Origin of the sequence: Segatella copri (assembly GCF_019249655.2) — a bacterium.
Lineage (GTDB): Bacteria > Bacteroidota > Bacteroidia > Bacteroidales > Bacteroidaceae > Prevotella.
Genome location: NZ_CP137557.1, coordinates 3,527,931 through 3,541,974 on the forward strand (window position 1 = coordinate 3,527,931; position 14,044 = coordinate 3,541,974).

Consider the following 14,044-nt stretch of genomic DNA (forward strand, 5'->3'; position numbering starts at 1 on the left):
TTAAAGAACATCGTAGAATTACATTCTATCCTTCTGGCTTTGACCTGCTCCTGTACCCTTATACTTGCTTCGAGTAACATTGAACTTATAGCTGACTGTCAATGAGATTTTACTTGTTGAGAACTCATCAAAGATTGTTTCCTTCAGTTTGCCGTACTTGCCTATTATGTGACTGTCGTTCGTGCCAAACACGTCGTTGACATAAAGCTGGAAAGTCAGGCAGTCCTTCAGAAAGCCCTTGTATATAGACAGGTCGGTGTTGAACATCGGCTTGTAGATGTAATGGTTTTCCTCATATCCCTTTGTGATGTAAGTCGTCATAACGGAGAACATCGCCCATTTCGTATCGAAGGTGTTGTTGAGTTTTAGCTCAGCTACAGGCTTGTTAAGATAATGTCCGTCCCTTGTCTCCAACTTGAACCATTGCTTCTCAACCATAGCTGACAGCATAGGATGCCAGATGCCAAAGGCAGGCTGCAAGGTGAGCATAGAAGACACATTGTTGTAAGATTTGCCATTTATCATCCTCATCAATCCTATGGTGGCATTGTCCTTATACATCTCTACAGTCTGATATATCGGATCGGATACATGTTCATAAGTCAAGTTGAAAGTCAGCCATTTGTAGGCGAGGTCGTAACTTATATTTCTTGAAATCTCTGAGACAAGAAACGGATTACCGGTTTCATATGTATAATGATTGCTATATTGCACACCGCTTCTTAATACCCAGTAGTTAGGACGATCGATGTCGGCTGCATAGCTCAGCTGCATCTGTACATTGCCAAACGGCATCGAAAGGCTGAGAGACGGAAACCAGTTGCCGTAAGTCTTGCTTTGCTCCGACATATACTTACCATCGTCATAATATTTGAAATCAACATTCTCGTATCGCAATCCCGCTTCCATGTTCAACTTGCCAAAGTCACGACTATAGGTAACGAACGCAGAGGACATGCCCTCTTTAATGCGGTCTCTTACATTGTCGGCAAGAGTATTTGGTATGATGGCGTAGTTGGTGTTACGATTGGTGAACGAATACTCGCCACCTACAGACAAGTCACCACCCAAAAGCGGATAAGAGAGCACCGTTTTGGAAGCTATCAAGCGGTTGTACTTTGAAGTGGTACTGTTTACAAGTTGGTTTTGCATATCCGAGTTCACTTCCTGATAATGCTCATCTATATTGTTTTTATTGTTTCCTTTCGACCAAAACCAATCGGTATTGAAGTCAATACCCAATTTACCTACCTTACCTACATAATATATATTACTTGACAAGTTGCTATTCTGCCCAAACTCCGATCTGATAGAAGTGTTGGTCTCAGTCAGATCTTCATCTCTCAGCACAGAGCCTTCCGTCTTTCCGTCTGTTATCAGCTTTGGATTGCGCAAGAAACTAAAGCTTGCTCCCAACGAATTGTTGTCGTCAAACTGATAACTGACATTCAAGCGAGAACTGAAAGTTTCGGTTTTGTTCTTCCAACGTGTTTTGTCCTGTTGGTTCCAGGTCTTGTCAAGATAGGTCATCTGATGCAAGTCCTTCTCGTCTGGCGACGATTGTTTTGAGCCATAGGCGTAGGCGCCAAGCTCCAATCCGTTCTTACGGTAATACATATTCAGCCTACCATATCCTCCAATGTTCTTTTTCTCGTCGTACGATCCTTCTGTTGTAGCGTCAAATCCAAATCCGTCGCCCTGTATCTTCTTTGTGGTGATACGTATAACAGCCTTAGTGCTTGCAGCATAACGAGCACCAGGGTTGGATATTACCTCTACCGACCTTATGTTGTCCGAACTCAAACGGTCGAGTTCGCTTCTGTCCCTCATCTGCCGTCCGTTGATATAGATGATAGGCTCGCCACGTCCAAACACCTTGATGTTGCCATTCTGTGCAGATACGTTAGGTATGCGGTCGAGCAGGTGCTCCATAGTTCCTGCCTTTTCAAGTACAGATCCGGCAACGGTTGTTGTCATTCCGCCATTCTTAAGGATGGTCTTTGGCAAAGATGATTTTATCACTACTTCACCGAGCATCTTACTATCTTCTTCCATCTTAATAACTCCCACATTCTCACCTTTGCAGTCCTTGAATATTGTCTTATATCCTACGGAAGTTACCTTGATGATTCCGCCATTGCAAGGAGAGTCGATGGTAAAACGCCCATCTTCTCCACTCACAGTCCCCTTGACGAATGCTGAATCTTGACGGTATAGGAGCACTACATTTGCAAATGCTAAAGGCTCGCCCTTGGCATCTACAATCTTTCCCGAAATGTTCTGTGCCATCATCTGGGACATTGCCCAGAAACACACGGCTGTTGTCATGATAAACTTTCTCATAATACAACTTTTTAATCAAACATACTTTTTCATAGATATGGGCAATCATTTATACTAACAAATCTTTTCTTTGCACATCTCGTTTATACCTTGTACATAATCGTGCCATTTGTTTTTATCCTGTCTTAAATGTGATATGCTTAAAAGAATCTTTTCTATATGTTCTCTTTGTGATTTACATTTATCCTCATTAGGAGTTGTCTGATAGCATTTGTTCTTTTCATCATAAAAAAATTCCCTAGGACAACCCTCACATAAATTGCGAGCCCAACAATTGGAGCACAAGTCTCTTTTGTTGGCAAGCAAACTGAACAAAGGGAAAGATTTTTTGATGGTATCTGAATTGAATATATTTATTCCTCCAATATTCCCCAAATTTAAACCTTCTTTTCCAACATCCATATGGCATGGAAATATCTCCCCAAAAATAGATACCGCAAATTGCTTACTAGACATTTGGCAAGACATAAGTGGCTTTTTAAATGATATAGCCCATAGAATACTTGCAAAACCTTCTGGAAGATTTTCCAAATTATCGATAGAATAAGCATCGTCATGCTCTTTTACACTCATTTCGTCAACAACAAAACCTCTGAGACCAAAGCGTTTTGACATATATGAAGCAATTTCATCTCTAGAAATTCCTTTTCCAATATGGTATTCTGTAAAAGTGGACTCATATTGAATCGTAACGTTATCAATTTGTTTAACGGTGTCTATAAACTTTGCTATTCTGTCAAACGAACCATTACCTGCTTTATCCAAGCGATTATAATCATTAAATTCCTTATTACCATCAATGCTAACAGTAATATAAGATATATATGTTCTAATAATTTTCAACAGTCGCTCATTTAGTATGGTACCATTGGTTATGATGGCAAACTTAGGCATATCCTTTAGTTTGTCATCAAACTTGTAGCTATTAAAAAGAGAGCAAACGTATTCCATCACATTTAAATTTAGGCATGGTTCGCCACCAAAAAAGACAATTTTTTCAATATGAGAGAAATGATGTATGCAAAAATCATAAAATTGCTTTGCGGTATCCGTAGTCATTAATGAGCGTTTCATCTTGTAGTTGCCTCCACTTGCATAGCAATATTTGCATCTGAGATTACAATCATTTGAAATATGTAATGTAATTCTATCTGCGACATCCGTTGTTGGATTAGGTGTCAAAGGAGGCAAATTCTTTTTAAACATATCCTCTAATTTCAGTAAACAGTTCTTTATTTCATCGAGAGAAATAGAGCTGTTTTGGGCAACATCGCTTATTGAAGCACCTTCTTTCAACGACTTAAGTATATTTGCTGTATCGCTACTTAAGCTAACAAGTGTAAACGAGGGAACATGCAACAGCAAGGAGACATCCCCATTCTCTATAAAGTGTATATCGTCAAAATTAATCATATTATTTCCCATTTTCTTGATTACGGAATATGTTCTAACATAAAGAGTGGATTGTTGATAACAGCAATCCACTCTCCACCGTCAAAAAAGACTACTTATGGTTTCTTCACAGATGTAGAATCGGAGGTTTGGGTTGTTTTAGTTGTGTCTCCACAGCTACAGTGATGACCGTTGGTACCAACTATTTTGATGGCATTACCACCAACAATAGCATCCAATTCAACAGGAGCAAGTTCCTCCATAGGAAGAACCTCATTAAAACTAAGTTTCTTTTCCATTGTCTGTTTCCTTTCTTTAAAAAATCTACTAATGTTTTAAATCTTGGAATCTAACGTTTCTTGGAAAGTATACGCCTTTTTACCCAGACGGGGCTGTATCAACCTTGCGCAAAGGTTATTGGAACAATTGCACCAAAACGAAAGCAAACTGCAATTATTTGCCTCATTTTGTATTCCGAGTGCAAAGGTATGAAGATTTTTTGAAACAAAGTAATTTTCAGAGAATATTTAAACTACATTAAACTATGTTGTACGTGATTATACTTTGCATAATAATACAAAAAATAACGTTTTCATTTACTTTTATTACTGTTTATCTGCATTTTTATCCTATTTGATTCATCAATAAGTTGTCTTGCTATACTATCTTTATATGATGCTACCTCAACCATTTTATGATGTTGATAGACAGAATCTTCATAAACATCAACTCTGGTTCTGAGCTTGTATATCACATCTTCATCTCGTTGCACATTGAAATACTTTTCGATGTAGCGAATATTCGGGTCATCAGATGGAAGCACCATCTTCAATGCCCGATACTTCAAGTCTGCCTCCTCCCAATCTTGATGCTCTCGCCATTGGGTGAGATTGCCCCAAATGGAGAGGATAAGAGACAGAGCCAAGCTACCGATGAAAAGAAGAACATTCTTTGAGGTTGGCTCGAAGCGATGGGTTACAACCTTCTTTTGAGGTGATTTGTTCATTACTTCAAGTTTATCTTGCAATGCCTTTGAGGAAATATCATTCCCTTGTCTCATCTGCTTGACTGCATCAACCAAGAACTTGCTTCGCTGCTCATTTTTGCCAAGTTCAACCTTAATAAGGTCAGCAAAAACGATAATGGCATCTCTTAATTTGGATATTTTACCTCTGACTTCCTCTTCTTTGATAAACATCGCATTGATTGACTTATCCAACTTGGTTATGTCATTACTTGCAGGAACGGTTTCCGCTCCTGCGTTCTTTGTGGAGGCAGAAAGTTCATCAACTTTCTGCTCCAATCTCTCAACTGTGCCGTAGATGGCTTCCAATAGTTCTTCTTTCATGTTCGATTCTATTTTTAAGTTTGTAACTTGCATCAAAGGCTGAAGCCTTTTCTGCGTTTTCTCTTTTTCTTCTTGGCGGATTCTTCCTCTGGGAATGGCTCATAAGTTTGGGCATTAGACGGAGCGAACAAGCCGATGGAAGAAATACCACTCCAAGGGTCTTGGGTATGTTCTGCCGTTGGTTGAGTCTGTTCTACTTGGTGACAACTTGGTTGTCCTCCCTGCATAGATTCGGCTCTTGGCGATACACGATTATACTCTGTGCCAAGTCTTGCATCCAACTTGCCAAAGCTGCATTCTCTGCAAATCTGCGTACCCTTGAAACTATATCCGTCCTTGCAGAATCGGATGCCTTGCACCTTGGTTCGCTCCTTGTCCTTATAGACTAACTCCAAGAGAACACCTCGCTTTGCAAGTTCATTCTTGAACTTCTGCCAACTATCAGCGCCTTTCAAGGTATCCTTGACTGCATTGTGAATCTCGTATTTTGCACGCTCTACATTGCGCAATTTGCGAGTGTTAGTCTTGCTCTTGTCCGTTCCGTAAGTCAATCCATACTTGGATTTTAGAGCCTTGGTCACTTGCTCATTACGCCTGTAATCGTGGGCGTCTGATATGAGTTTGCCCTCATTGTTGATGCGGTTATACACGATATGACAATGTGGATTGTCCGTGTTGTGATGCCTTACGATAATGAATTGGGTATCGTTGATACCCATCATTTGCATGTATTCAAGGGCTATCTTAGCCATGAAATCATCCGTCAAACGTGGTTTGTCCTCGGGCTTGAAACTGAGTGCAATGTGTCCCACAGGCTTCTTAATCCTTGGATTTAGTTGCCTTTGTAGCTCGAAACTTTGCGCTATCTCGGCATTCGTGCCGAGTAACACACCATCCGAGGCGATGATTTTCGCCTCATCCTTGCCTGTAACATAGCGGATGCAACCACCAAATGAGCTGCCCTTCTTTAGCTTGCCTATCATGTGGTATCCTCCTTTCTGCCCATACTGCTTGGCTTCGGTTTATAACTTGCTTGGCGATACTCGCCAAGGATTTCTTTCAATCTTCTCAACAAGTCCACCACATATACATGGGTCTCATGGAAACCTCTCTGATGCGACAGCTTGGTAAGTTGGTTGAGGTTGTTTGCCATACCGATGAGGTTCTTAGCGATGGCTACTGTCTCTGCGTTGTATCCGCTGACCACCTCGCCGTTCAAGGCGGACTCACGGATGTATTCCGCCAACTTGCGGTTGGCTTTTCTCGCCCTCAGCCTCAATGCCTCTTAGCTTGGCTTCGAGAACTTCACCGTGACAGACTTCGACAACTTGCGAACCCTGCCTGTGGGCGGTCTTCCGCCCTTTCTCCTGTTCTGTTCCTGCATGCTTGTCATTCGATATACTGTTTACAGTTGGTACACTCACTTTCTGCGACCGTCGGGAGCAAAATTCCTCCGCCCTCATGGTGGAGCGAGGCGTTTTGGGGTTCCCAAAACATAACCTCGCTCCCTCTCAGAACACGTTAGTTGGAACTACTGCCTTTCAGCTATCCACGTCCAAGGTCGCAGACCTTAATTCTCACAATTTGCGCCAAGCCTCGAAGTCCTCTTCATAAAGGCTTAGGTGGTGGCGCACGATGTTCTCGATGATGCCCGATACGCTCATGCGTCTCCCTCCGAGGATGCGGACGACACGATCAAGACGGTCTCGTACATCGGAACTGACGAAGACTGGCTTGCGGTCGTCAATCCTTGGAACTTGGAGGAAGGTCTGCTGATACTCCTCCAGTGTTGCCTTGCGCTGCTTGCCACTGATGCGCTTCTGCGGATTCGGTGGCGATTGAACCTCGTTCGTCAGCTCGTCCTCCATGTTGGAGGTTGTTGCAGCCACATTCTCTGTCACAACTTCTAAATCGGAGTTCTCCACCTCTTCAAAGAAAGAGCTATGTTTTTGGGCATAGTCTTTACCATAAGTGGATGGTTGAAGCGAAGCCATCACCTCCTGTGTCATTTTTTCCTGCTGTTCAGGAAACATTTTCGTTTCTTTTGTTCTTGCCATAGCTTAACTTGTTTAAATTGTTGGTATAGTGGTCACGGTATGCACCATTGACCGATTGTCGGCTGCAAAGTAAGTATACTGAGTGCTGCCATGCAACTGATTGGGTGTAACGTGGCAATTTAGTTGTGGCTTGCTTGTGGGTGAATGAGAACAGCTGTGATAACTTCAACGTATTTCTCAACTCATCATTGTTCATGTATTCGTTGCAGTCGTGCAAGTTTTTCTTGTTGTTTTTGGCGTTGAAGTCGGCAAACCCCGGCAACATACTGCCACAGAAATTGAAAACGCTTGTTTTTAGATTGCCGTGCCTTATCTTTGCACTCACAAGCGTGGAGCACAGCATATGCGTGAGCTTTGCGACATATAACATAGTATTAACTTAGAAAAAAGAAAAGTATGGGATTCATCGTATTCGAGGAAGAGGCATTCAACTATCTTGATGCCCAGTTGGAGAACTTCGTGAAGCGCATGGACAGAATCCGTGAGCGCAGTGAGGACAAGACCATGAACAAGTGGCTCGACACGCAGGACGTGTGTCAGACGCTCAACATCTGCCCACGGACAGTGCAGACGCTTCGGGACAACGGAACTTTGGCTTATACGCAAATCAGCCACAAGACCTACTACAAGCCGGAGGACGTGATGGCTATCGTAGCAGTAGTGGAGGACAGGAAAAAGGACATGCGCTTTCGCAAGTGCACAGGTTAGGCTGTCAATATACAACAGCCACTTAATCCAAAGCAGCAAGTAAACCGAGTAACGTAAGTATCAACAATAAAACGAGACAACTATGAGCAATGAAGTAATGACAAGAAACAGCGAGTGGATGAACCACATCGTGAACCACCTCAACCGAATGGTTGACAATTTTGAACGTGCCGTGATGAACTACCGCCCCATGCTTGACGGTGAGCGCTTCATGACGGACAAGGAGCTTTGTGCCAGGCTGCAACTGAGCCGAAGAACCCTGCAGGACTACCGAAACAACGGTGTCATCCCGTATATCCAGCTTGGCGGAAAGATACTCTACCGCGAGTCCGACATTCAGAAGATTCTGATGGCTAACTATCGTGAAGCGTACAGAATGAAAGGTGTGTAGGAGAATGTCCTTGATGAGTGTGTGAAATGAACAAGGCGACAACGTATAACTTACCGAGTGTGGCTGTTATAGGTTGTCGCCTCGTTTTATTGGCTATACCGAGTTGTTCGTGTTTGCCGGGTATCATTTGTGTTACCTGTATAAATCTAATACCATGCTAAAACACACTGCGGTGGTTCGCCCAAGTGGCTGGAGGCGCAAAGCCTCCAAGGAACGTTGCTTTATGGCAGGTCTATGCCATTGCATTCTCTGTAAAGATACAGACCAGTTTGGTGCGGCTTGTCTGTCTGCCGATGACGGACTGCATGATGAACTCCCGAAAGGCTCTGCTCTCAATGCTGTCAATACGGAAGGCTACCGCAATGACGAGTTCAAGGCTATACACATCATAGCTGATGCGGTCGTTCTTCCTGACATGACGACGCACACCCTGCTCTTTCAGAATGCCGTCCTTGAATACAGCCTTGACAGCCTTGCGCACATAGCAGCCGAACACATTATACATGTCGGCAATCTCCTGCATGGTCATCCATACAGTATCGGTCGGCATGGATACCGTTCCGCTCTCGCTGATAGTTATAACTCCTCTGTTCATTTTCCAATAGTTTTTTCGTTCGATAATCTGTTCCTTTCTCGCTTGGCAATAAGCTTATCCATGTCATTTGAAATCTTCTGCTCCGTCACCTGCGCATAGACCTGTGTGCTTGTGATGTCTGCGTGTCCCATCATCTTGGCTATGCTGCCGATGGGAATGTCCTCGTTGAGCATCAAGACTCCGAATGTATGGCGGCTGGCGTGGAATCCCAACTTATTGCTTATGCCAAGTACCATTCCAAGGGTATGCACATCAAGATAGATGTCTTTCTTCTCACCCAGTGGAAAAACAGGCTTGCTGTCGTCCGTGGTATTGTAGAGCGAAAGAATCTTCTCGGCTATCGGATGGAGTGGCACGAAGAACTCCACTCCTGTCTTCTCTCTTTCCTTGCGGATGAACTTCCTACCATAGGAGTTCTCACTGATATGGTGAGGGTACAGTTTCTTTACATCTATATAGGATAAGGAGGTGAGCGAGGCAAAAATGAAACATCTGCGTGCAAGCTCCGTTCGCTCGTCAGCCATCGGGGTAGAGAGCATCTTGATGAAGTCTGCCTTGCTGATATGGGTCATCTTCGGGGCTGCCTTCTTCTCATACCCTATCTTGGCTATGGGATTGAAGCGGATAATGCTCCTGTCCACTGCCTTGTACATCAACATGTTCAGCCAGAGAAGGCAATGGTTCACGTAGCTGTCGATACGTCCCTGGTCTCGTTTCAGGAACAGCTTGTATTCCTCCCCGAAATTCTCGTCTATGTCCTCAAAGGCGATGTCGTCCTTATCCAACGAATGGACAAAGGCTCTCAGGTTCTTCTGCCATGTCCGCTTGTGCAGAAAGGTTTGTCTGGCTTTTGAGGTTCGATACCATTCCACGATGGTATCACCAAAGTTCAGCAAGAACCTTCCTGTCGTGTCCTTGTCCTTCAACACAGCCTTCAGCATTTCCACGGTGATGATGCCATTGGTGGTAAGAAGTGAGTTGTATTTATCCTTGACCTCAGCAAGGAAACTTGCCAATCGTCCGTTGTCCCTTGCGTTCCGTACCTCTCCCTTCTTGGCGTTCCACTCCTGTGGGGTACAGGATATGCCTGTGGAAATGGCTGCACTTTTGCCGTCAACGGTGATGCGGCAAAGTATGTTGGCTGTTCCGTCTGCCTTCACCTTCAGTCTGTTGATGTAAGGCAAAATTGAAAATGTACTTCTGCTCATAGTTGTTGTCCTTATAATATAATAATGTAGTTGAAACTGTAAAAAGAAAAGTTGAAAGCCCTGTTCATAATGCGAGAATAAAGTCCTTCTCGGTTGCAGCGATGAACTTGTCCATGTCCTCAAACAGCTTCTTTTGGGTTACTCTCGCATACCGCTGCGTCATCTTCACATCCTTGTGACCGAGCATCTTGCAGATGGTCTCCATCGGCACACCAGCCTCCAGCGTAATGAGGCTGGCAAACGAGTGTCGTCTCATGTGCACAATTTAAGCAAAAGCAACGGAAAGTGAAGATGAGAGAAATGAACTGCAAGTGGTTGAGAATGAGCAATATTTCATAATTCTGCCAATTGGCTGCAAAGCAAAGCCGAGCAGGATATTGAGTTATTTCAGTTACCAAACCGTTAGCGGTCAGTTACCGAAACCAACACTGCTAACGAGGTGAAAAACAAATAGTTTGTCACCAGTGTTTGTTGCACAGTTCTGCACAACTTTCAATGACAGAGAATGCTTACTGATTGATTATTTTTGCAAACTAAAAAAGTAAGCAGATGAAAGTTGAAAAATTCAAGGTGTTGCTCTACCTTAAAAAGAGCGGATTGGACAAGAACGGTAAGGCTCCCATCATGGGACGCATCACCCTCAACCGAACAATGGCGCAGTTCGGTTGCAAGTTGTCATGTACGCCAAAGTTATGGAATCCACGTGAGAGCAGACTTGACGGCAAGAGCAAGGAGGCTGTGGAAGTGAACGCCAAGATTGACAAGCTGTTGCTGGCAATAAATTCAGCCTACGAGTCACTTGTGGAGCACAAAACGGATTTTGACGCAAAGGCGATAAAGGATCTGTTTCAATGCAGTGCAGACACTCAGATGACCTTGTTGAAACAGCTTGACGCCATCATTGCGGACATTGAGTCAAGAATCGGCATCGACTACAAGAAAGGCACGCTTCCAAACTACCAGTACACTCGCCTGACATTGGCATTGTTCGTCAAGAAGCGTTATGGAACTGACGATGTGGCATTCGGTGAGCTTGACGAGCAGTTTATCCGTGAGTACATGGACTTTTGCTTGGACCAGAGAGGTCTTGCACTTGATACAGTCCGCCACTATCTCGCCATCTTGAAGAAGACCTGCCGAATAGCTTTCAAGGCAGGACACTCCGAGCGTTATCATTTCATGCACTTCAAGCTACCTCAAAAGAAAGAGAATCCACCAAAGGCATTGACACGTGAGGACTTCCTGAAAATTCGTAACCTCGAAATACCAGAGCGAAGAAAATCGTTGGCTTTGACCCGTGACCTTTTTCTTTTCGCCTGCTATACAGGCACGGCTTATGCCGATACGGTTTCCATCACGGAAGAAAACCTCTTTCGTGATGAGGAGGGCAGCCTTTGGCTTAAATACCACAGAAAGAAGAACAAGATGCTTGCACGTGTGAAGTTACTACCAGAGGCGCTTGCCATGTTGGAGAAATACAAAGACCCGACAAGACCTACTCTTTTACCGCCACAGGAATTTCGAGTGCTGAGAGGTAACATGAAAAGTCTCCGAGTACTATCTGGCATAAGTATGGATTTGGTCTATCATGTTGGACGGCACAGTTTCGCATCGCTCGTTACGCTCGAAGAAGGTGTTCCGATAGAGACTATCAGCAAAATGCTTGGTCACAGCAACATTCAGACCACGCAAATCTATGCACGTGTCACCCCGAAAAAGCTATTTGAGGATATGGACAAGTTCATCGAAGCCAACAAAGACTTCAAGTTTGTCCTGTAATATTATCACAAAATAAGAAAGGAACATAACAATGAGAAGTACATACAAGCAGTTTTATTATATCAACCGTGGCAGAGTAAAGGCAAACGGAACCACATCTATATTTTGCCGTATCACGATTGACGGCAAAGTGTCAGCCATAGCAACAGGTCTTTACTGTGCTCCCGAAGAATGGGACACGAAAAAAGGTGAAGCCAAGAATGCAAGAGTGAACGGACTACTGCAAGCGTTCAGACAAAGAATTGACGAAGCCTACGAGCAGGCAACAAAGGAAAAGGGCATCGTTACCGCCGAGATTCTGAAGAATGTTATTGTTGATGCAAATACTATCCCGATGACATTGCTTGCCACTGGCGAGGAGGAGCGTGAACGCCTTAGGCTGCGCTCTATCCGTATTAACTCAACATCTTCTTATCGCCAATCTAAGACATCGCAGCTAAACTTGCGAGAGTTCATCGGGTTACGAGGAATGAATGACATTGCATTTGAAGATTTGACTGAGGAATTTGGCAAATCTTATAAGTTGTTCTTGATTGGCAAAGGGTATAGTGCATCCAATACGAACCATAATCTTTGTTGGTTGCAACGCTTGGTTTATATCGCTGTTGACAGAGGTCTGCTGAAATTCAATCCACTGGAAGATGTCGGATATGAAAAGAAAGGCTCACCAAAGCGTAGACATATATCCAGAAATGACTTGCTGCTCATTATGGAGACTCCTATGGAGGATAAGGCTTTGGAGTTGGCACGCAGAATGTTTGTTTTCTCCAGCCTTACAGGTTTGGCTTATGTCGATTTACGTAACCTGTATCCACACCATATCGGGATGACGGCAGACGGTAGAAAATACATCCGTGAGAAAAGAGCAAAGACCAACAACGAAGCGTTCATTCCCTTGCATCCGATAGCTGAACAAATAATGTCGCTATACAATACAGCGGATGATAGCAAACCTGTTTTCCCTCTTTCTTCACGTGATTCCATGTGGTTTGAATTTCATTCACTCGGTGTGGCTTTGGGTATCAATGAGAACCTTACCGCACACGTTGCAAGACATACATTCGGAGTAAACATGGTTACTTCTGGCATATCAATGGAAAGCGTTGCCAAGATGATGGGACATTCCAATCTGCGAAGCACCCAAATCTATGCCGTTATCACCGATAACAAGATTTCCATAGACATGGACAAACTGATGCAACGCAGAAAAACAAAAGAAACTGACCAAAAGAGAAATAAGGAGGACGAAAAATGAACAGAGGAGTTATAACTATCAGCGAGAGCGGAACGGTATCCATGCCGACCGATACTGTATGGATGACCATGCAGGAGATTGCCGACATGTATAATGTGTTCGGCTGCTATGTGCGCAAGGCTGTCAAGGCTGTATTCAAGGACGGCATTCTGAAAGAGCAGGGTGTACGCCGTCATGTCAGGAAGAACGACCGCATCAGCTATGATGTGTATAGCCTTGAACTCGTCATTGCGGTAGCCTTTCGTATTGACAGCATTGAGAGCAGAGCCTTTCGGGAGTTCATCATGCAGTCCGTCATCGGCAGACAGACAAGCCGCACTAAACTGGTCTGTATCTTTACAGAGAATGCAATGGCATAGACCTGCCATAAAGCAACGTTCCTTGGAGGCTTTGCGCCTCCAGCCACTTGGGCGAACCACCGCAGTGTGTTTTAGCATGGTATTAGATTTATACAGGTAACACAAATGATACCCGGCAAACACGAACAACTCGGTATAGCCAATAAAACGAGGCGACAACCTATAACAGCCACGCTCGGTAAGTTATACGTTGTCGCCTTGTTCATTTCACCCCACTCATCAAGGACATGTATTTCTCCTACAAGCCATTCATTCTGTACGCCTCACGATAGTTAGCCATCAGAATCTTCTGAATGTCGGACTCGCGGTAGAGTATCTTTCCGCCAAGCTGGATATACGGGATGACACCGTTGTTTCGGTAGTCCTGCAGGGTTCTTCGGCTCAGTTGCAGCCTGGCACAAAGATCCTTGTCCGTCATGAAGCGCTCACCGTCAAGCATGGGGCGGTAGTTCATCACGGCACGTTCAAAATTGTCAACCATTCGGTTGAGGTGGTTCACGATGTGGTTCATCCACTCGCTGTTTCTTGTCATTACTTCATTGCTCATAGTTGTCTCGTTTTATTGTTGATACTTACGTTACTCGGTTTACTTGCTGCATTGGATAAAGT

Annotated in this window: 14 protein-coding genes and 2 pseudogenes; 5 read left to right on the forward strand and 11 right to left on the reverse strand. The window is 43.9% G+C overall.

Annotated elements, in window-relative coordinates; all coding sequences use genetic code 11:
* Positions 1–18 precede the first annotated feature (18 nt).
* From KUA49_RS14430 to KUA49_RS14460, 7 genes and pseudogenes are all read right to left on the reverse strand, one after another.
* A complete protein-coding gene (locus tag KUA49_RS14430) occupies positions 19–2,343 on the reverse strand; it encodes a TonB-dependent receptor domain-containing protein (RefSeq protein ID WP_218413216.1) in 2,325 nt (774 codons plus the stop codon).
* Positions 2,344–2,397: 54 nt separating this feature from the next.
* Positions 2,398–3,768, reverse strand: a complete 1,371-nt coding sequence (locus KUA49_RS14435; protein ID WP_218413215.1) for a radical SAM/SPASM domain-containing protein — start codon at positions 3,766–3,768, stop codon at positions 2,398–2,400.
* An 83-nt stretch (positions 3,769–3,851) separates the two neighbouring features.
* A complete protein-coding gene (locus KUA49_RS14440) occupies positions 3,852–4,034 on the reverse strand; it encodes a hypothetical protein (protein WP_218413214.1) in 183 nt (60 codons plus the stop codon).
* A 293-nt stretch (positions 4,035–4,327) separates the two neighbouring features.
* Positions 4,328–5,083 carry a hypothetical protein gene (locus KUA49_RS14445; protein WP_218413213.1) on the reverse strand — a complete coding sequence of 252 codons (756 nt, stop codon included), beginning with the start codon at positions 5,081–5,083 and terminating at the stop codon, positions 4,328–4,330.
* Positions 5,084–5,115: 32 nt separating this feature from the next.
* Positions 5,116–6,066, reverse strand: a complete 951-nt coding sequence (locus KUA49_RS14450) for a relaxase/mobilization nuclease domain-containing protein (RefSeq protein ID WP_218413212.1) — start codon at positions 6,064–6,066, stop codon at positions 5,116–5,118.
* Positions 6,063–6,476: pseudogene (locus KUA49_RS14455) on the reverse strand (plasmid mobilization protein). The gene KUA49_RS14450 and the pseudogene KUA49_RS14455 overlap by 4 nt, the downstream one beginning before the upstream one ends.
* A 184-nt stretch (positions 6,477–6,660) precedes the next feature.
* A complete protein-coding gene (locus KUA49_RS14460; protein WP_153096049.1) occupies positions 6,661–7,140 on the reverse strand; it encodes a DUF3408 domain-containing protein in 480 nt (159 codons plus the stop codon).
* Between the two features lie 396 nt (positions 7,141–7,536).
* Between KUA49_RS14460 and KUA49_RS14465 the strand changes: the two genes are divergently transcribed.
* Positions 7,537–7,848 (forward strand): helix-turn-helix domain-containing protein, encoded by a 312-nt coding sequence (locus KUA49_RS14465; protein ID WP_144155427.1) that lies wholly within the window; start codon positions 7,537–7,539, stop codon positions 7,846–7,848.
* Positions 7,849–7,930: 82 nt separating this feature from the next.
* Positions 7,931–8,239, forward strand: coding sequence for a helix-turn-helix domain-containing protein (locus tag KUA49_RS14470; protein WP_008656558.1), 309 nt, complete (start codon positions 7,931–7,933; stop codon positions 8,237–8,239).
* A gap of 232 nt (positions 8,240–8,471) precedes the next feature.
* Here KUA49_RS14470 and KUA49_RS14475 read toward each other — a convergent pair whose 3' ends face one another.
* The 3 genes and pseudogenes from KUA49_RS14475 to KUA49_RS14485 form a co-directional block, all read right to left on the reverse strand.
* A complete protein-coding gene (locus KUA49_RS14475) occupies positions 8,472–8,834 on the reverse strand; it encodes a hypothetical protein (RefSeq protein ID WP_008628592.1) in 363 nt (120 codons plus the stop codon).
* Positions 8,831–10,042 carry a site-specific integrase gene (locus KUA49_RS14480; RefSeq protein ID WP_318331626.1) on the reverse strand — a complete coding sequence of 404 codons (1,212 nt, stop codon included), beginning with the start codon at positions 10,040–10,042 and terminating at the stop codon, positions 8,831–8,833. The genes KUA49_RS14475 and KUA49_RS14480 overlap by 4 nt, the downstream gene beginning before the upstream one ends.
* A 64-nt stretch (positions 10,043–10,106) precedes the next feature.
* Positions 10,107–10,301 (reverse strand): annotated as a pseudogene (locus tag KUA49_RS14485) (tyrosine-type recombinase/integrase); the annotation flags it as partial.
* 290 nt (positions 10,302–10,591) lie between these two features.
* Here KUA49_RS14485 and KUA49_RS14490 point away from each other — a divergent pair.
* From KUA49_RS14490 to KUA49_RS14500, 3 genes are read left to right on the forward strand one after another with little or no spacing between them, the layout of a single operon-like run.
* Positions 10,592–11,821: a tyrosine-type recombinase/integrase gene (locus KUA49_RS14490; RefSeq protein ID WP_318331627.1), complete on the forward strand. Its 1,230-nt coding sequence runs from the start codon at positions 10,592–10,594 to the stop codon at positions 11,819–11,821.
* A gap of 31 nt (positions 11,822–11,852) precedes the next feature.
* Positions 11,853–13,076: a site-specific integrase gene (locus KUA49_RS14495; protein WP_318331628.1), complete on the forward strand. Its 1,224-nt coding sequence runs from the start codon at positions 11,853–11,855 to the stop codon at positions 13,074–13,076.
* The gene (locus tag KUA49_RS14500) at positions 13,073–13,435 is read left to right on the forward strand and encodes a hypothetical protein (RefSeq protein ID WP_008628592.1); all 363 of its coding nucleotides are present in this window, start codon (positions 13,073–13,075) and stop codon (positions 13,433–13,435) included. Before KUA49_RS14495 ends, KUA49_RS14500 begins: the two co-directional genes overlap by 4 nt.
* A gap of 238 nt (positions 13,436–13,673) precedes the next feature.
* Here the strand turns inward: KUA49_RS14500 and KUA49_RS14505 are convergent, their stop codons facing one another.
* Positions 13,674–13,982 carry a helix-turn-helix domain-containing protein gene (locus KUA49_RS14505; RefSeq protein WP_318331629.1) on the reverse strand — a complete coding sequence of 103 codons (309 nt, stop codon included), beginning with the start codon at positions 13,980–13,982 and terminating at the stop codon, positions 13,674–13,676.
* Positions 13,983–14,044 lie beyond the last annotated feature (62 nt).